This window comes from Streptomyces sp. NPDC048603, assembly GCF_043199475.1.
GTDB lineage: Bacteria > Actinomycetota > Actinomycetes > Streptomycetales > Streptomycetaceae > Streptomyces.
This window is the reverse complement of record NZ_JBICVY010000005.1, coordinates 341,921-360,596: the sequence shown is the minus strand read 5'-3', so window position 1 is coordinate 360,596 and position 18,676 is coordinate 341,921. Positions and strand designations below refer to the sequence as shown.

Here is an 18,676-nt window from a genome sequence, read left to right as displayed (position 1 = left end):
CCCGTCCCGCCGGTCCACGATCGGAGTTCTCCCGTGCCGCATCAGCCCCCCACCCGCCGGACCGCTCTCCGCACCCTCGCCGGGCTCGGCGCCCTCGCCTTCGGCGCCGCGGCCTGCGGCCCCGCCGAGACGGGCCTGCGGTCCGGATCCCCGGCCGGCTCCGCGACCGGCGCCTCCCCGTCGGCGTCCGCCGGCCCGAAGCGCCGCCTGGGCGCCGAGTGGGAGAGCCACACCCGCACCTTCATGTCCTGGCCGGCCCTGTCCGCGGTCTGGGAGGACGACCTGCCCTACGTACGGCAGGACATCGCGCGCATCGCGCGGGCCGTCGGCAAGTACGAGGCGGTCGTCATGATGGCCCGCCCCGACCAGGTGGCCGCCGCCCAGCGGGCCTGCGGCTCCCAGGTGGAGGTGATCCCCCTGGCCGTCGACGACCTGTGGGCCCGCGACACCGTGCCCGTCTTCGTCGAGGAGGGCGGCAAGGTCGTCGGGGTCGACTTCAACTTCAACGGCTGGGGCAACAAGCAGCAGCACGCGAACGACGGCAAGGTCGGGCGGACCCTGCTCCCGAAGTACGGGATTCCCCGGGTGCAGGCGCCGCTGGTCGCCGAGGGCGGTTCCTTCGAGACCGACGGCGAGGGGACCCTGCTCGTCACCGAGAGCTCGATCATCAACGACAACCGCAACCCGGGGAAGTCCAAGGCCGCCATCGAGACCGAGCTCAAGCAGAGCCTGGGTGTCGAGAAGGTCATCTGGCTGGCCGGCGTGCGCGGACAGGACATCACCGACGCCCACGTGGACAGCCTCGTACGGTTCACCGAACCCGGCGTCATCCTGCTGGACCGGGCGCACCCGAGCACCCCGCCGGACTCCTGGTCCCGCTCCGCCGACCAGGCGAAGTCCGTCCTGTCCAAGGCCACCGACGCACGCGGCCGGCGCATGGAGGTCATCGATCTGCCGCAGCCCGACCTGAACCGGATCACCGGCGAGGGCGACGACTTCGTCTCCACCTACGCCAACTTCTACGTCGCCAACGACGCCGTGTTCATGCCGCGGTTCGGCGACCGCAAGGCCGACGACCGGGCCCGCGGCATCCTGCAGGAGCACTTCCCCAAGCGGGACATCGTGCCGGTCGTGATCGACACGATCGCCTCGGGCGGAGGCGGCATCCACTGCTCGACCCACGACCAGCCCGGCAAGCCCGCCGCCTGAGCCCGCGCCGCCCTTTCGGCTCTCTTTCACCGGCACCGCCACGGCCCGCCGCCCGGGGAACCCTCCCACTCGGCGCACGCCGTGGCGATCGGCCGTTTACTCCCGGTTTGTCTCGCCCGTGATGTATGGCGGGCCAAAATTTCGGAACGGATTCCAAAAAGTTCGTTATTACTGACCGGTTTTCCGTCCGTGCCTTTCGATCAGGTCGGTAGCATCCGGATCGGGGTGGGTCGTCAGGGGGACGGCTCCACTGTGCCGGGGGTGCGAAGATGCAGGTGCTCGTGGTGGAAGACGACACACGGATCGCCGAGGCACTGACCGAAGCCTTGCAGCGGTTCGGGCACGACGTGGACTGGGTGGGCAGCGGCGCGGAGGCTCTCAAGGCCGCGCCGGACACCGAGTTCGTACTGCTGGATCTGGGGCTGCCCGACCTGGACGGTCAGGAGGTCTGCCGGCGCGTCCGGGAGACCTCGGCCGTGCCGATCATCGCCGTGACGGCCCGCAACGAGGAGCTCGACCGGGTGCTGCTGCTCCAGACCGGTGCGGACGACTACCTGGTCAAGCCCTACAGCATGCGTGAGTTACTGGCGCGGATGGAGGCGGTCGCCCGCCGCGTGCACGCCCCCACACCCGTGCCGGCGGCACCCGGCGGCTCCGGCGGTGGCGGTGAGCACTGCGCCTTCGGGCCGCTGATGGTGGACATGCGGACGCGCCAGGTGGAACTGGACGGTGAGCAGGTCCATCTGACGCGCCGGGAGTTCGACCTGCTGGCCGCTCTCCTGACGGACGCCGGCGCGGTGTGCGGGAGGGAGGACCTGATCAACGAGGTCTGGGATCCCAACTGGCACGGCTCGACCCGCACGCTGGACGTCCACATCGGTTCGCTGCGCACCAAGCTCGGCGCGCGGGAGTGGATCCAGTCGGTGCGGGGCGTCGGCTTCCGCCTGGTCCTGCCAGACCAGCAGTGACCGGCCGGCTGCCGCGGGCGGGACGAAGGGGGGTTCTGGCGTGCGGCGTCATCTGGTGGCCGCGTTGGTGGCCTTGCCCTGCGCGGTGATCATGGTATTGGGCCTGCCGCTGGCCCTGCAGCAGAGCGACGAGGCGCTGCGGGAACTCGCCGCCACGCGGACCGCCGAGGCGCGCGAGCTGGTGCCCGTGGCGGTGGAGGCCCTGGAGGAGGGTGAACGGGCCGGATTACGCCAGCGGATCGCCGAGTACCAGGACGGCACCGGCGCCCGGGCGCACGTCTACGACGACCGGGGACGTTCGGTGGAGGGGGCGCTGTGTGCGCTCTCCCCCGAGGAACTCGCGCGGGAGGGGGTCGTACGGACGGCGCTGGAGGGCCGGTTCACCGACTCGTCCGACCCGCAGGTCTCCGAGGTCACCGATGAACTGATCGTGGCGGTGCCGGTCATCCACGAGCGCACGCTGGTCGGCATCGTCGTGGTCTGCTCGGAGCTGGACGACCTGCAGCTGGAGCAGTGGACGATCTGGGCGGTGGTCGCCGTGATCGGGGCGCTGGCCCTGGCGATGAGCGGATTCCTGGCCGAGCCGCTGGCCCGCTGGATCCTGCGGCCCGTGCGCTATCTGGAGGCGGCCGCACGCCGGTTCGCCGACGGGGACCACACCGCGCGCGTGCCCGTCCATCTCGGTCCGCCGGACCTCCGGGTGCTCGCGGAGACCTTCAACCACCTGGCCGAGCAGGTCCAGCACCAGGTCACGGTGCAGAAGTCGTTCGTCTCCGACGCCTCCCACCAGCTCAGGTCCCCGCTCGTGGCCTTGCGGCTGCGCCTGGAGAACCTGGAACCCCACATCGAGCCGGACGGCAGCCGCGGGCTGGAGCAGGCGCTCGACGAGGTGGACCGGATGACCGGCATCCTCAACGCGCTGCTGCTCCTGGCCCGGGCCGAGTCCGGGACCCGGGCCGCGGAAGAGGTGGACGTGCTGGCGGTCGCCGAGGAACGGGTGGCGTCCTGGCGGCTGGTGGCGGAGCCCCGGGACATCGCCCTGACCGTCGACGGCGAGGGGGACCTCGTCGCATCGGCGGTGGCCGGCACCGTCGACCAGATCCTCGACGTGTTCCTCGACAACGCCCTGCGCATGGCACCGGCCGGTTCGGCCGTACGGGTCCGCCTGGTCGAGGAGGCGGGCATGGTGGTGGTGCGGTGCATCGACGCCGGTCCCGGGATGACCGCCGCCGAACGGGCGCGTGCCTGTGACCGCTTCTGGCGCGGGGCCCGTGCGGCCTCCACCGAGGGATCCGGGCTGGGCCTGGCCATCGCCGCCAGCCTGGCCCGCGTCAACAGCGGGCAGGTGCTGCTGGAGGACGCCCCCGGCGGCGGGCTGAACGCCGAAGTGCGCCTGCCCGCCCGCGGTTCCGGCGTCCCCGCCGGCCTCACGGGCCAACGGGGGTGATCTTGGGTCGAGTCTTGCACCTCTCCTGTATCTGCCCTGCCGGACCGCTGCAGCGCCGGTTCCTACGCTGACGCCCGGCACCGGCACGCGCGGCCCGCCCGCCCGGCTCTTGCCGTACGGCCCCTGAAAACCCCCTCGTGTGCGGCTCCAACCGGCCGCTCGCCCGATCTCACCTCCAAGGAGGAGGCGTGGGTACCCAATCCACCGTCCGCAACGCAACGCCGCCCAAGGCCGCACCGCCGGCTCCCCCCAAGGGCCTGGCCGCACTCGGCCACTGGCTGGCCCGGCGCAGGCTCGTCGTCCTGCTGATCACCCTGGCGGCGCTGGTGGTCGCGGTGCCATTCGGCTCCGATGTGGAAAGCCGCCTGTCGGAAGGCGGCATCACCGCCCCGGCGTCGGAGTCGGCCCGCGCCGACGCGATTCTCAACACCCGCTTCGGGGGCGGCTCCCCCCACCTGGTGCTGGTCACCTCCGCCGGCGCCGGTGTCGACGACCCCGGCATCGCCAACGAGGCGACGGCGCTGACCGACCGCCTGTCCCGGGAGCGGGGCGTGGTGCAGGCGGCGTCCTACTGGTCGCTGGACAAGCCGGCGACGCTGCGCTCGAAGGACGGCCGCACCGGACTCATCCTGGTGCGCCTGTCCGGCGACGAGGACGAGATCAGGAAGACCGCGGCACGGATCGTGCCCGAGGTGGTCGGCGAGCAGGGCTCGCTGAAGGTCACCGCGACCGGTGTGACCGCCGTCCGCATGGAGATCGAGCGGATCAGCGAGGAGGACCTCAACAAGGCCGAGCTGCTGTCCGGTCCGCTGGTCCTGATCATCCTGCTGCTGGTGTTCGGCAGCGTGGTGGCCGCGAGCATGCCCCTCGCCGTCGGCATCTTCGCCGTGATCGGTTCCTTCGTCATCCTGCGGATCCTGGACATGTTCGTCCAGGTGTCGGTGTTCGCCGTGAACATCACCACCGCCCTGGGCCTCGGTCTGGCCATCGACTACAGCCTGTTCATCGTCACCCGCTACCGCGAGGAGCTCGCCCGCGGCCGCACCGTCCACGAGGCGATCGGCGAGTCCGTGCGCACCGCGGGACGCACGGTGCTGTTCTCCGCGCTGACGGTCGCCGTGTCGCTGTCGGCGATGCTCGTCTTCCCCATGTACCACCTGCGGTCCTTCGCCTACTCCGGGATCGCGGTCGTGATCCTGGCCGCGCTCGGCTCGGTCGTGGTGCTGCCGGCGCTGCTGGCCGTCCTCGGCCACCGCATCGACGCCCTGAACGTCCGGCGCCTGTTCCGGCGCGACGCGAAGCCGGCCGCCACCCACACCGACAAGGCGGGGTTCTGGCACGGCCTGGCCACGGCGGTGATGCGCCGCCCGGTGCCGTTCGCGCTCGCGGTCGCGGCGGTCCTGGTGGCGCTGGGACTGCCGTTCATGCGGGCCACGTTCGGCGACAGCGACGACCGTGTGCTGCCCGCGAGCTCCCCCGCGTACCAGGGGGCCCAGGTGCTGCGCGAGCAGTTCGACAACCGGGAGAGCTCGCCCCTGAACGTGGTCCTGCCGGACATCGACGCGGCCTCGGCCTCGGGCAAGGTGGCCGACTACGCCAAGCAGCTGTCCACGGTGCCCGGCATCACCCGGGTGGACGCCCTGACCGGCTCCTACAGCGAGGGCGCCCAGGTCGCTCCGCCCGGCCCGTCCTCCGACCGCTTCAAGGGTGACCACGGCACCTGGCTGTCGGTGGTCTCCGACACCGAGCCGTACTCCGAGCGCGGCATGGACCTGGTCAAGACCCTGCGTGCGCAGCCCGCACCGGACCACGTGCTCGTCGGCGGGCAGGCCGCGCTGCTGGTGGACTCCAAGGACACCATCGGCGAGGACCTGCCCTGGGCGCTGGGCATCATCGCGCTGTCGACGATCGTGCTGCTGTTCCTGTTCACCGGCAGCCTGCTGATCCCGGTCAAGGCCATCGTGCTCAACCTGCTGAGCCTGACGGCCACGTTCGGCGCGATGGTGTACATCTTCCAGGACGGCAACCTGAAGTGGCTGGTCGGCGACTTCTCGGTGACCGGGATGCTCGACATCGACACACCGATCCTGATGTTCTGCGTGGCCTTCGGCCTCTCCATGGACTACGAGGTCTTCCTGCTGTCGCGGATCAAGGAGGAGTACCACCGCACCGGCGACAACGTATCCGCCGTCTCCTGGGGCCTGGAGCGCACCGGACGGCTGGTGACCGCGGCCGCCGCCCTGGTCGCCACGGTCCTGCTGGCCTTCGCCACCTCCTCCCTGCTCCCGATCAAGCTGCTCGGCATCGGGCTGGCGCTGGCCGTCATCGTCGACGCCACACTGGTCCGCGGCGTCCTCGTGCCGGCGTTCATGCGCCTGGCCGGCCGTGCCAACTGGTGGGCACCGCGGCCGCTGGCCCGGCTGCACGAGAAGATCGGCCTCAAGGACTGACGTACGACCGGCATATGACTGGCGTACGTCCGGCGTACGGACGCCGACGGGGCGCGGGCCGACACGGCCCGCGCCCCGTCGGCGTTTCCTGCGTTCCGGTGTTCCGGCGTTCCGGCGCCCCGAACCGGAATCCCGGACGGAGGACGGGCGGCCGGGTCAATGTGCTGGATGAACAGGACACCCGGGAACTCTTCACACCCCGGCATGAGGGCTTCACGTGCGGGTTCACCCACGCGAGAACGTGTCGAACTCCTGAGCGGAACCTTGACTTCCGCTGCATGGGCGCTGCATCTGGAGCTCATAGCGTGGGCCGTGCCGCTGGGACGTCCCGACCGAGATCCACCCGCAGGGCGTCCCGACGACGGCATACGTGTCGAGCGACCAGTGGGGGGTCCCGGTCCATGCGGTTCCTGCAGCGTGAACGTACTGTCCTCGAGCGAGTGCTGCCCGGCCTCGACGAGCACCTGGCCGGCACCCCGCTGGCCGATCTGGAGGCAGCCGGCGGCCCGGGGGTGAAGCTCTTCCGTGACGCCGACGGTCCGGGCCTGCTGGTCCCGGCCGAGCATGGCGGGCGCGGCGCCGACCTGCGGACCGCCCTGAACGTGCAGCGGGCGCTCGGCTCCCGCTCCCCGTCCCTGGCCGTGGCGACCACCATGCACCACTTCTCCGTGGCGTCCATGGTCGAGGCGGCGGCCGCGAGCAACGGCATGGAGTGGCTGCTGCTCGCCGCCATCGCCAAGGACAACCTGCTGCTCGCCTCCGGCTTCGCCGAGGGACGGACCGGTCAGGGCATCCTGAGCCCTTCCCTGACCGCCCGCACCGAGGGCGACAAGGTGTTCCTGAGCGGCTCCAAGAAGCCGTGCAGCCTCGCCCACTCCATGAACCTGCTCACCGCGTCCCTGCCGCTGCCCGGCCCGGACGGCACCGACCGGCTGGCCTTCGCCCTGATCCCCGCCGAGTCCCCCGGGTTGTCCGTCAGGCCGTTCTGGGGCAGCCCGGTGCTGGCCGGCGCCGAGAGCGAAGAGGTCGTGCTGGACGACGTCGAGGTCCCGGAAGAGCTGCTGGTCCGTACGGACGTCACCGCCGACGGACGCCTGGACCAGCTGCAGACCGTCGGCTTCGTCTGGTTCGAGGCCCTCATGACGGCGAGCTACCTCGGGGCCGCCTCCGCCCTGGTCGAGCGGCTCCTGCGCGACGCCCGCGCGGACGCGACCGTCGCCGCCGAAGCGGTGACCTCCGTCGAGACGGTCGCCCTCGGACTGGACGGGCTCGCCGCCGAAGTGGCCGGCGGCAACGTCACCGAGGACACCCTGACCCGTTCCCTGATGTGCCGTTACTCCGCCCAGGACACGATCGGCCGGGTCCTGTCCCTGTGCGTGGAGGCGCTCGGCGGCATGGCCTTCATCGGCTCCGGGGACATCGCCTACCTCAACTCCGCCTGTCGCGCGCTGTCCTTCCACCCGCCGTCGCGGGCCCGGATGGCCGCCCCGCTGACCGAGTACTTCACCGGCCACGCGCCCCTGCGCATCCCCTGATCCTCCGCTCGGGAACCCGGGCCGGCGCGCCCTTCCCGCAGCCGGGAACGGGAGCCGGAAGGGACCTTCGCTCACCTCCCTTCACCTCCCGGTCTTCCCGCTCTCCGCTCTCCGCTCGCGGTTCCCGGCCGCGTGCCGCGCACGCACGCCGCGACCGCTCCGGCCGTGCCACCGCCGGCCGCGACCCGGCTTCGATTCCCGTACGCCCACTGACCCGTCCGTGAGGTGCCCGATCGTGCCCAGCCATCCCACCGTTCTGCTCACCGGCGCCTCCGGTGTCGTGGGCAGCGCACTCCTTCCCCAGCTGTCCGACTGCCATGTCATCGCCCTGATCCACCGCACCCCCGCCGCCGGCGCCGACGAGCAGCTGGCCGGCGACCTGACCGCGCCCCGGCTCGGCCTCGACCCGGACGCCTACCGCAGGCTGGCCGCGCGGGTCGACGTGATCGTGCACTGTGCGGCCGTCACCGGCTTCTCCAACGGCCCCGAGGCCACCCACGCGCTCAACGAGGCGGGCACCCGCCGGATGACGGAGCTCGCCGCGGACGCCGGCGCCGTGCTCCACCACGTGTCCACGGCCTTCGTGGACCGCACCGACCTGACCCGGGCGCAGCTCGGTCAGGACCACGGGGACGCCACCGCGCGGCCGGAGGACTACCTGGACTCCAAGCGGGCCGGCGAGGACGTGGTGCGCTCGTCCGGGGTCCCCGCTGTGATCATCCGCCCTTCGGTGGTCATCGGGGACTCCGTCACCGGTGAGATCTCCGCCTTCCAGGGCATGCACGGCATCATCCACGGCCTGCTGCGCGGGCTGCTCCCGCTCGTGCCGGTGCCCGCCGATTCACCCGTCGACTTCGTGCCGCAGGACCTGGTCGCCTCCACCATCGCCGGTCTGATCCGGCAGGACCGGCGTGACGGCGAGGTCTGGGTCACCGCCGGGAACAGCGCGCTCAGCACCGAGCGGGTCATGCAGGTCATCGGTGACACCGCCGACGAGCTCGGCCTCAACCCCGTGCGGCCGCGCATGGTCGGCCCGGAGATGGTCGACCGGCTCATCCGTCCGGTGTTCATCGCGAACCTGCACCCCAGGGCGCGCCGCCGGTTCGACGACATGCTGGCCATGACGGCGCTGTTCGCCCACGGTCACGTGTTCCCCAGCAGCCTCGGCCGGGTCGCCGGCGTCCCGGCGGCGCCGCGCCCGGACGGGCTCGAGGCGGCCCTGCGGACGTCGGTGGGCTACATGGCCCACGCCAAGGGCATGGTCCGCCGCCTGCCGGAGCCGGTCCTCGCAGGCGGGCAGGTCCCGGCATGAGCGAGCTGACGCTTCCCGCGACCGGCACCGGCACCGGCACCGGCACCGGCACCGGCACCGGCACCATGACCGGCCCGTCCGGCGTACCGGCCCCGGAGGTGCTGGGCATCTACCGCCGGCACCTGAGCAAGGGCCGGGCCCGTCTCGCCTCGCTGACCGGCGCCGTCATGGAGGTGGCGTCCGAGGGCAGCCGTGTGTGGGACGCGGACGGCAAGGAGTACCTGGACTGCGGCGGCTACGGCGTGTTCCTCCTCGGCCACCGCCACCCCCGCGTGGTGGCGGCCGTGGTCGACCAGATCCACCGGCACCCCATGGCGACCCGGATGCTCCTGGAGCCGGTCGCGGCCACCGCGGCGGCGGAGCTCGCCTCCGTCACACCCCCCGGCCTGGAGCGGGTCCACTTCGTCAACTCTGGTGCCGAGGCCACCGAGACCGCGATCAAGCTCGCCCGCGCCCACGGCAGGCACCGGCTGATCTCCGCGGTCGGCGGGTACCACGGCAAGACCACCGGCGCGCTCGCCGTCACGGCCAAGCCCCTCTACCAGGACCCGTTCCGGCCCCTGCTGCCGGCCGAGCACGTCCCGTACGGCGACGCCGACGCCCTCGGGCGGGCGCTCGCCGCCGGCGGCCCGGCCTGCGTGATCCTCGAACCCGTGCAGGGCGAGGGCGGGGCCGTCCTGCCGCCGCCCGGTTACCTCACCCGGGTGCAGCGGCTGTGCGCCGAGCACGGGGCGATGTTCGTCCTGGACGAGATCCAGACCGGCCTCGGCCGCCTGGGCACGTGGTGGGGCGCCGACGCCGAGGGGCTGCGGCCGGACGTACTGCTGGTCGGCAAGAACCTCAGCGGCGGTGTCATCCCCGTGGCCGCCGCGGTCGCCACGCCCGAGGCGTACGCGCCCTTCGACAAGGACCCCTTCCTGCACACCTCCACCTTCGCCGCCTCCCCGGTGGCGATGGCGGCCGCCGCGGCGGCCGTCGCCGCGATCCGCGAGGAGGGCCTGGTGGAGCGGGCCCGCGCCCTGGGCGAGGACCTGCTGGGCCGCCTCCGCGGTGCACTGGCCCCACTGCTCGGCGGGGTGGTGGCAGACATCCGCGGCCGCGGTCTGCTGCTGGGCATCGAGATGCGCGACGAAGGGGCCGCCGGCCAGCTCGTCATGCACCTGCTGGAGTCGGGCCTGCTGGTCAACCACTCCCTGAACGCCCACCGGGTCGTGCGGCTGACCCCGCCCGCGGTGCTCACGCCCGACGACCTGGACCGGATCACCGACGTCTTCACCTCCGCGGCCACCGCTCTGGCCCGGACCTCCGCACCCACGAAGGGGACACGCTGACATGCCCGAGGTGACCCTCGACGCCCTCGTACCCGACTCGACCGCTCCGGCCGTCTTCGAACGCCTGCGGGACTTCTCCGCCTACCCCACGTACACGGACGCCGTCCGCGAGGTGGCCGTCACCGACAACGGCAGCGACGTCCTGGACTCCGAGTGGTCGGTCAACTTCCGCAACGGCATCCTGTGCTGGACCGAACGCGACCGCATCGACGCCGACAACCTGACCATCGAGTTCACCCAGACCGACGGTGACTTCGACCGGTTCGACGGGGCGTGGACCGTGGACGGCCACGCCGACGGCACGGTCACCGTGCGGTTCGCCGCCCGCTTCGACCTCGGCATGCCGACCCTCGCCCCGATCATCGACCCGATCGCCTGCGAGGCCCTCGTCGAGGCGATCGGCCTCATCCTGCGCGGACTGCTGGGCGAGCACATCACCCTCACCACCCCGGAGGCCGAACCCGTCGGAGCCTCGGCCGGAGCGGACGCGGCGTGAGCGGCGCCCTCGCGGCCGCCGCCGTCGCCCCGCACCGGAGCGGTTCCGCGGCGCCGGTGACGGCCCGGGAGTTCAAGGAGGTCCTGGCACACCTCCCGTCCGGTGTCACCGTGCTGACCACCGCCGGACCCGACGGCAGCGGGATGGCGGGCATGACGGCGAGCGCCGTGTGCTCCCTCTCCCTCGACCCTCCGATGATCCTGGCCTGTGCGGCGAACCGGAGCCGCACCCTGGCCCGGATCCGCAGCACCGGAAGGCTGGCCGTCAACGTCCTGCGCGAGGACCAGGGGCATCTCGCCCGCCGGTTCGCCGACCCCGAGGTCGGCCAGGACGCCCGGTTCGCGGCCACCGCGCACCACCTGGAGGACGGCCTGCCCGTCCTCGACGACGCGCTGGCCTGGCTGGCCTGCACCGTCGACGCCGCCCATCCCGGCGGAGACCACACCATCCTCACCGCCGGAGTGCGCCGGCTCGGCCTGGGCGGCGGGCATCCGCTGCTCTGGCACAACCGCGCCTTCCGCATCCTCGCCTGACCCACCGCCGCATCCACATCGCCGCACACACATCGGCGCGCTCCCATCGCCACGCACCACCCGCCCCGTACCGACCGGCACTCTTCTGGAGGCTTCCCACCGTGCCCAGGGACATCAGGAACAAGATCGTCGCGATCACCGGCGGCAGCCGCGGCATCGGCCGTGCCACCGCCGAGCAGTTCATCGCCGCCGGCGCCAAGGTGGCCATCGGCGCGCGCAACCACGACTTCGCCGCCAAGGTCGCGGCCGACATCGGCGCCCGGGCCTACCCGCTGGACGTCACCGACCCGGCCGGCGTCCAGGCCTTCTGGAACGCCGTCGAGGCCGACCTCGGCGCGATCGACATCTTCGTCAACAACGCGGGCGAAATGATCGTGGGGCCCTTCGAGAAGGAGTCCGACGAGGACACCGCCCACCAGCTCGGCGTCAACCTCATCGGCACCCTGAACGGCATGAAGACGGCCATCGGCCCGATGCGCGCCCGGGGCCGCGGCCACATCATCAACATGGTCTCGGCCGTCGGCATGATCGGCCTGCCCGGCTGCGCCACGTACTCGGCCGCCAAGCACGGCGTCGTGGGCCTGTCCGAGGGCGTCCGCGCCGAACTCCGCGGCAGCGGGGTGGACCTGTCCATCATCCTGCCCATCCCCGCCCAGACCGAGCTGACCTCGGGCGTCGGCAAGGGCCGCTTCGTGCCGCTGCTCACCCCCGACGACATCGCCAAGGCGGTGCTGCGGACCGCCCGCCGCCCGGTCTACAACCGGTACGTGCCGGGCTGGACCAACCCGGTGACCCGCTCGCTGTTCCTGCTGCCCCAGCCGTGGCGGGACGCGATGGGCCGCTTCCTCAAGGCGGACCAGCTGCTGCGCACCACCAACTACCAGGCCCGCATCGCCTACGAGGCCCGGGTGAAGGTCCCCAGCGCGGAAGGAGCCGGTGCGTGACCTCCGCGACACCCGCCCGCCCCGACAACTACAAGGGGGCCGTCCGCCGAGGGAAGGCACCCGCGGTCGTCGGCGTGCGCTGGCTGGACCACCTCATCCACGTCCACCCGGTCACCACCGTCGTCATGTTCACCCCGGTGATCGCCGCCTGCGTGTGGTTCTCCCTCGGTGAGGCCGGCGGCTGGGCGCTGGCCGGATGGGCGGCCGCGGGCTACCTGACCTGGACCCTGTCGGAGTACTGGGGTCACCGCATCGTGCTGCACTACGAGCCCGAGAAGGGCTTCGGAGCGCGCCTGCACTACATCCTGCACGGCATCCACCACGACTACCCCACGGACCCGCGCCGCTCCATCCTCAGCCCGCTGCTCAGCATCCCGATGGTCGGCGGAACGATCTACCTGGCCTCGGGCGTCGGCTCGCTGCCGCTGGTCTTCGGCGCCGGATACACCTTCGGCTACCTGACCTACGACCTGTTCCACCTCTACCTGCACCTCGCCACCCCGAAGAGCAGGCTGATGCGGCACCTGCGGTCGCTCCACATGCGCCACCACTTCCGCGACGACACGAAGGGCTTCGGCATCTCGGCCCCGTACTGGGACGAGCTGTTCGGGACCTCCATCGCCCGGGAGTCCCGGTCCAAGGACCTTGCCGCCTGACGTCCGTCCCTGCCGGTCCTGCGACCCGGCCCCCTGCCGGCGCGGGCACCCCGCGGCCCACGACTGACCCCCTGTCGTCGTCGATGCCCCCGCGTGGGTGCCCGCGCCTCCGTCGCGCCACCGCCGACCCGGCACGCCCGTCTGCCTCAAGGACCGGATGCCGGAGCCGAACGCCATCCGCGAGGAACTGATGAACTCCGAAACGCTTCTGGCTCGCATCTACACCCTCGACACCGTCACCGACGACACCGGCATGCCGGTTTCCCGGCCCGCGCCGGTCAGCCGGCCGCACCCCGCCGAAGCCGACCGGGACGAAGCGGAGGAGTTCGTACGCCTCCACCACGGCGAGCACCCCGACCAGGCCGTGCCGCTCGCCGCACGGCTCCAGCAGGTCCGCGCACAGATCGACGGGACCGGCACCTACACCCACACCGCCGACGAGCTCGCCTTCGGCGCCCGGGTGGCCTGGCGGAACTCCAGCCGGTGCATCGGCCGCCTGTACTGGAAGAGCCTGCGCGTCCTGGACCGCCGCGACGCCACCACCGCCGAGGACGTCCACCGGTACCTGTGCGAGCACCTGCGCCAGGCCACCAACGGCGGCCGCATCCGGCCGCTCATCTCCGTCTTCGCCCCGGACACCCCGGAGCGCCGGGCGCCGCGGGTGTGGAACGACCAGCTCATCCGCTACGCCGGATACCGCCAGGAGGACGGGACGGTCCTCGGCGACCCCACCTACACCGAGTTCACCGACTCCGTACGGCGCCTGGGCTGGCAGGCGCCCGGCGGTGCCTGGGACGTACTGCCCTGGGTCATCGAGGCAGGGGAGGACAAACCGGAGCTGTTCGAGGTCCCGCGGGACCTCGTGCTCGAAGTGCACCTCACCCACCCCGACCGGCCCACGTTCGCCGACCTCGGCCTGCGCTGGCACGCGGTCCCGGCCATCTCCAACATGCGGCTGCGGATCGGCGGAGTCGACTACCCGATGGCGCCGTTCAACGGCTGGTACATGGGCACCGAGATCGGCGGCCGCAACCTGGTCGACGCCGACCGGTTCAACCTGCTGCCCGTGATCGCCGAGCACCTCGGCCTCGACACCGGCAGCGAGGCCACCCTGTGGCGCGACCGTGCCCTGGTCGAGCTCAACGTGGCCGTGCTGCACTCCTTCAACCGGGCCGGCGTCAAGATCAGCGACCACCACACCGAGTCCCGGCACTTCATGACGCACCTGGCCAAGGAGGAGAAGCAGGGCCGGAGCGTGCCCGCCGACTGGAGCTGGATCGTGCCGCCCGTGTCCGGCGGCATCACCCCGGTCTTCCACCGCTACTACGACGAGGCCGACCAGCGCCCCAACTTCTACCTGGACGAGGACGCCCGGGAGCGTGGCCGCGGCGGATGCCCCTTCGGCCACGGCTGACGGACGCGCTGACCGACGGGCTGACCGACGGGGCACCGGGCGGGCCGGGCGGGAACCGGCCCGCCGCCGCGTGCCCGGTCGGCCTCAGCCGCCGTCCGTTCCCGGCGTGCACGTGCCCCGGGGCCGGAACGGCTCGGACAACTGGGCCAGATAGGCCGTCGGATAGCGGGGCTTGGCCGCGATGCCCAGGTCGTCGCTGGAGAACCGGCGGCCGGGGTCGAAGGAGTAGGTGCCGAGCATCCGGTCCCACACCAGGGTGAAGAGACCGAAGTTGACGTCGCCGATCCCGGCCCACTTCAGGTGGTGGAAGCGGTGGCCCTCGTTGAGCGACAGCACGTAGCGCAGCGGCCCGACCCGGTAGTCGGCGTTGGAGTGCTGCAGGAGCAGCTGCACGGCGACGGTCAGGGCGAGGGCGGCGGCAACGTCCACGGGCATTCCGGCGAGCAGGAGGGGCGCGACGCCGGCGGCCAGTTCCACGCTCTGGTGCAGGGGGTGTTTCATCAGCCCGTTGAAGCCGTAGAAGCGCTTGACCGAGTGGTGCACGGCGTGGAACCGCCACAGCAGGCCCACCTTGTGGCTCGCGAAGTGCACCAGGGTGATGCCCGCGTCGGCCACCAGCACCGCCAGCAGCACCTGAAGGGGGAACGGCCAGGCGGAGGGCCACACGCCGGCGGCCGTGACGGCGCCGGCGAGCAGCGGCAGCGAGGCGACGCTCGCCAGGATGAGGGTCTCGTTGACGACGGCGTGGAGGACGTCCCGGCGGCGGTCGGCCATCGGGACGTTCCACGCGTCCGCGTAGGGAAGCAGCCGTTCGGCCGCGAACGAGGCGGCGACGGCCGCGCCGAGCAGCACGAGCAGCCACACCTTCGACGCGCCGGCGGCCGCCAGCGCGATACCGGTCCCGTTCACACCGACCAGGAGCAACGGGACGTATCCGTACCGGATGAGGGGTTCGACCATGCCGCCAGCGTGCGCTCCGTCGGCGCCCCCGGCTTGTACGGATCCGCTATCCCGCGTGCGTCCCGTGCGGCGCCGCCTCCGCGCCGGCGGGCCCCTCCCACCGCAGACCGCGCAGGAGTTCCGAGGGTGCGGTGCCGAACATCTCGTGCACGACCCGGGTGAGGTGCGAGCTGTCGGAGAAGCCGGCGCCGTGCGCGGCGCGGGTGAGGGTCGAGCCGGCCCGGACGAGTTCGATGGCTCGGCGCAGGCGCGCCCACCGCAGGTAGGTCGGGAAGGACATGCCGACCTCCTGCGCGAAGAGGTGCCCCAGCCGGCTGGGGGAGATCCCCGCGGCGGCCGCCACGTCCTCCAGCCGGATCGGCCCGCCCAGGAGGGTCCGGATGCGGGCGGTCGCCGCGCGTACGGCGGGGTGGGCGGGGCCGGCCGGGTGCTCCCTGGCCACGAGCCGCGCCAGGTCTCCCGGTCCGTCGGGCGGCCCGGCCCCGACCCAGTCGGCGATCCGGTCGCCCGCTGCCGGGCGGGACCGCACGGCGCGGCCGAGGACGGAGTCCGTGTCGCAGTACACCAGGGTCCCCCAGGCGTCGAGGGCGCGTACGGTGTGCAGCGCGCGGGCGGGGATGACCGCGCCGCGGACCGGGCGGGCGTGGCCGTGCCGGTCGGTCAGTTCGACCGTGCCGGACGTGACGATCACGATCTGCACGGCGGCGTGGGCGTGGGCGTGGGCCGACCCGATCCGTCCGTGGAACGTGAGCCGGCCGGGCTCCAGGAACACCGTGCCGTTCCACCTCTGCGTCACCGGCGACACCCGACCCACCCGACCTCACACGGGGCAACGTCATCGACGGTGGGGTTATCCCCGGACACGCGGCGCTCTGAACGGCGTTGGCCGGAGGGCGCCCGGGGAACGGCCTGTTCCCGCCGCTCCCCCGGGCCGCTCAGGTTCCCGCGTACCGGCGCCTGACCAGGGTGAGCGCGGGGGCGGTGAGCACGGTGGACACCAGGGCCATGATGACGAACATCGTGAACACCGTGGGGGTGATGACCCCGAGGTCCAGGCCGACGTTGAGCACGACCAGCTCGGTCAGTCCACGGCAGTTCATCAGGGCGCCCAGGGCCATGGAGTCCTCCCGGCCCATGCCGCAGCCCCGGGCGGCGAGGGTGGTGCTGCCCCATTTCGCGGCCGTCGCCACCACCACGATGGCCAGGCACCAGAGCCATGCCTGCCGGCCGTCGAGCAGTCCCACCGAGGTGCGCATCCCGGAGAAGACGAAGAACAGGGGCAGCAGCAGTGTCTCGGTCACCGACCGCAGCCGGCCGAGGGCCCACTCCAGGGGGGCCGAGCCGCGGGGGGTGACCGCCCCGAGCAGGAAGGGGCCGAAGATCGCGTGGATGCCGATCTCCTCGGTGGCCAGGGCGCAGAGCAGGATGGCCGAGAAGAGCACCGGGAGCACGGAGGTGCCGCGCGCCTGCCGGGTCCCGTTCAGCATGCGCCTCAGCAGGGGACGTACGGCGAAGTGCAGCAGCGCGCAGAACAGGGCGGTGAGGACGAGGATCCACACCACGCCGGCCGGGGAGGAGCCCGCGGCGGTGGCGACGACCACGGCGAGCAGGCACCAGGCGGTGACGTCGCCCACGGCGGCGCAGGAGAGCGCGATGCCTCCGACGCGGAGTTCACCGGGGCGCCGTTCGGCGATGATGCGTGCCAGGACCGGGAAGGCGGTGATGCTCATGGCGACGGCGATGAACAGGCCGAAGGGCGTGAAGCCGAGGCCGTCCGGGGCGTAGGACCCGTACATGCCCAGGGCCAGGAGTGCTCCGGCGAGCAGCGGTACGGCCACGCCGACGTGGCTGATGGCCAGGACGGCCTGCCCGCGGCCGCGCACCTCGCCGATGTCGAGCTCGTAGCCGACGACGAACATGAAGCAGACCAGGCCGAGTTGGGCGAGGATGCCGACCGGCCCGGACAGTTCGGCGGGGAACAGCAGGTCGTGTCCGCTCGGCCACAGCAGTCCCAGCAGCGAGGGGCCGAGGAGGACGCCGGCGACGATCTCGCCGATGACGGCGGGCTGGCCCATCCTGCGGAAGAGGCCGGCGGTCAGGTGGCAGACGAGCAGGATCACGGGCAGGGCGAGCAGCAGGGCGGCGAAGGTGCCGGAGGCTGCCGGCGCCTTGCCGGCGGCGCCGCCCGACGCCCCGCCCGACCCCCCGTCCAGGCCGGCGATCTCGGCGCCGAACCGGAGCACGGCGAGCACCAGGGCCGCCGGGACCAGGGCGAGGAGCAGGTAGACGTACCGGGGGCGGGAGCCGGTGCCGGTGCCGGTGCCGGTCGGCGGTCGCCGGCGCTCCGTGGACGCCAGTGTCAGATCCTCGGCCACGACGCTCTCCTCCTCGGCCCGTGGAACAGGGGGGACCCGGTCACCACGTTCTCACCCGGCGTGCCGCACCGGCCTGGTCCCGGCCCACGCCCGCCGTGGCGAGGAACGTCCGTGTCCGGTGCAGCATCTGGTCGTGCACCTCGGTCCGGGCGGGGTGGTCCATGGCGCGCCGCCGCAGCGCGGGCGCGTCCGGGATGCCCGCGTCGCGGTAGGCGGCCGGGTTGTAGAGGGTGCCGATGCAGTGCTGCAGGTGGGCTTCGAGGTGCTCCGCGATCACCGGCAGCTCGGCCCGGTCCCGTCGGGCCACCTGGCCGAGCAGGTTTCCGAGGACCATGCGCCCGAAGGCGATGTGCCGGCTCTGGTCGCGGTGGTACACCCGGTGGATCTCGCGGACGACGGGCGGCAGCGACGGGTCGGCCGCCATGTACCCGCTGTGGTGGTCGACGATCTCCCGGAGGATCAGGACGTGTGCGAAGGCGGTCAGTTCGCGGGCCGCCGGCGAGAGCCGGTTCAGGTGGTCGGCCCTCAGCGCCGGCGGGGCCGGATAGAGCTTTCCGCCGTGGCGCAGGCAGAACCGTGCGAGGAGGCGCATGTGTTCGTTCTCCTCACCGATGAAGCGGTGCAGGAGTTCCGAGACCGCCGCGTACGGGCGCTCGTGGACGCGCGCCACCGCCACGCCCACCGAGGCACGGCCGTTGTGGACGCCGAGGCTGAAGAGGCTGATCGCCTCGTACTTGGTCAGGGCGATCTGCTGGGTGCGGGTCAGCTCGTCCCACATCGGGGTGCCGGCCGGCGTGGTCAGGATCTCGCTCATCCACGGACGGCCGGGCTCGATGGTTCCGGGCCGGTCGGACATCTCACGTACCGTCATCTTCGTTCGCCCTTCCGCGCGGAGCGTTCGGGAGGTCTGCCTTCCCGGAGTTCCCGGCGGCCGGTTGCCGCGAACCTGGGTTCGCTCCGCGACCGCCGGGAGCCCGGTGGCGCCTGCCCCTGTTCGGCTCGGGTGCCGGCCTGGTGGGGACCGGGCCGTGGGGCTCGCCGGGGCC

Annotated in this window: 16 protein-coding genes; 12 read left to right on the top strand and 4 right to left on the bottom strand. The window is 72.5% G+C overall.

Annotated elements, in window-relative coordinates; all coding sequences use genetic code 11:
* Positions 1 to 33: 33 nt before the first annotated feature.
* The 12 genes from ACGFQ9_RS14345 to ACGFQ9_RS14290 all read left to right on the top strand — a co-directional run bounded on the left by ACGFQ9_RS14345 (position 34) and on the right by ACGFQ9_RS14290 (position 14,295).
* A complete protein-coding gene (locus ACGFQ9_RS14345; protein WP_393574064.1) occupies positions 34 to 1,209 on the top strand; it encodes an agmatine deiminase family protein in 1,176 nt (391 codons plus the stop codon).
* Positions 1,210 to 1,493: 284 nt separating this feature from the next.
* The gene (locus tag ACGFQ9_RS14340; RefSeq protein ID WP_393574063.1) at positions 1,494 to 2,177 is read left to right on the top strand and encodes a response regulator transcription factor; all 684 of its coding nucleotides are present in this window, start codon (positions 1,494 to 1,496) and stop codon (positions 2,175 to 2,177) included.
* A gap of 40 nt (positions 2,178 to 2,217) precedes the next feature.
* Positions 2,218 to 3,624, top strand: a complete 1,407-nt coding sequence (locus ACGFQ9_RS14335) for an ATP-binding protein (protein WP_393574062.1) — start codon at positions 2,218 to 2,220, stop codon at positions 3,622 to 3,624.
* Positions 3,625 to 3,812: 188 nt separating this feature from the next.
* Positions 3,813 to 6,074, top strand: a complete 2,262-nt coding sequence (locus ACGFQ9_RS14330) for an MMPL family transporter (RefSeq protein WP_393574061.1) — start codon at positions 3,813 to 3,815, stop codon at positions 6,072 to 6,074.
* 401 nt (positions 6,075 to 6,475) lie between these two features.
* The gene (locus ACGFQ9_RS14325) at positions 6,476 to 7,609 is read left to right on the top strand and encodes an acyl-CoA dehydrogenase (RefSeq protein WP_393574060.1); all 1,134 of its coding nucleotides are present in this window, start codon (positions 6,476 to 6,478) and stop codon (positions 7,607 to 7,609) included.
* 235 nt (positions 7,610 to 7,844) lie between these two features.
* On the top strand, positions 7,845 to 8,921 hold the full coding sequence (locus ACGFQ9_RS14320) for an SDR family oxidoreductase (RefSeq protein WP_393574059.1): 1,077 nt from the start codon (positions 7,845 to 7,847) through the stop codon (positions 8,919 to 8,921).
* 65 nt (positions 8,922 to 8,986) lie between these two features.
* Positions 8,987 to 10,252: an aspartate aminotransferase family protein gene (locus tag ACGFQ9_RS14315; protein ID WP_393574295.1), complete on the top strand. Its 1,266-nt coding sequence runs from the start codon at positions 8,987 to 8,989 to the stop codon at positions 10,250 to 10,252.
* 1 nt (position 10,253) lies between these two features.
* Positions 10,254 to 10,748, top strand: coding sequence for a type II toxin-antitoxin system RatA family toxin (locus tag ACGFQ9_RS14310; protein ID WP_393574058.1), 495 nt, complete (start codon positions 10,254 to 10,256; stop codon positions 10,746 to 10,748).
* On the top strand, positions 10,745 to 11,281 hold the full coding sequence (locus ACGFQ9_RS14305; protein WP_393574057.1) for a flavin reductase family protein: 537 nt from the start codon (positions 10,745 to 10,747) through the stop codon (positions 11,279 to 11,281). The genes ACGFQ9_RS14310 and ACGFQ9_RS14305 overlap by 4 nt, the downstream gene beginning before the upstream one ends.
* 101 nt (positions 11,282 to 11,382) lie before the next feature.
* Positions 11,383 to 12,225, top strand: a complete 843-nt coding sequence (locus ACGFQ9_RS14300) for an SDR family oxidoreductase (protein ID WP_393574056.1) — start codon at positions 11,383 to 11,385, stop codon at positions 12,223 to 12,225.
* Positions 12,222 to 12,881 (top strand): sterol desaturase family protein, encoded by a 660-nt coding sequence (locus ACGFQ9_RS14295; RefSeq protein ID WP_393574055.1) that lies wholly within the window; start codon positions 12,222 to 12,224, stop codon positions 12,879 to 12,881. The genes ACGFQ9_RS14300 and ACGFQ9_RS14295 overlap by 4 nt, the downstream gene beginning before the upstream one ends.
* Positions 12,882 to 13,134: 253 nt before the next feature.
* Positions 13,135 to 14,295 (top strand): nitric oxide synthase oxygenase, encoded by a 1,161-nt coding sequence (locus ACGFQ9_RS14290; protein WP_393574294.1) that lies wholly within the window; start codon positions 13,135 to 13,137, stop codon positions 14,293 to 14,295.
* Positions 14,296 to 14,379: 84 nt separating this feature from the next.
* Here the strand turns inward: ACGFQ9_RS14290 and ACGFQ9_RS14285 are convergent, their stop codons facing one another.
* From ACGFQ9_RS14285 to ACGFQ9_RS14270, 4 genes are all read right to left on the bottom strand, one after another.
* Positions 14,380 to 15,255, bottom strand: coding sequence for a sterol desaturase family protein (locus tag ACGFQ9_RS14285; protein WP_393574054.1), 876 nt, complete (start codon positions 15,253 to 15,255; stop codon positions 14,380 to 14,382).
* 46 nt (positions 15,256 to 15,301) lie between these two features.
* Positions 15,302 to 16,051 (bottom strand): helix-turn-helix transcriptional regulator, encoded by a 750-nt coding sequence (locus tag ACGFQ9_RS14280; RefSeq protein WP_393574053.1) that lies wholly within the window; start codon positions 16,049 to 16,051, stop codon positions 15,302 to 15,304.
* Positions 16,052 to 16,190: 139 nt separating this feature from the next.
* Complete coding sequence (locus ACGFQ9_RS14275; protein WP_393574052.1) at positions 16,191 to 17,630, bottom strand: cation:proton antiporter; 1,440 nt, start codon at positions 17,628 to 17,630, stop codon at positions 16,191 to 16,193.
* A 40-nt stretch (positions 17,631 to 17,670) separates the two neighbouring features.
* Complete coding sequence (locus tag ACGFQ9_RS14270) at positions 17,671 to 18,501, bottom strand: diiron oxygenase (protein ID WP_393574051.1); 831 nt, start codon at positions 18,499 to 18,501, stop codon at positions 17,671 to 17,673.
* Between the last annotated feature and the right edge of the window lie 175 nt (positions 18,502 to 18,676).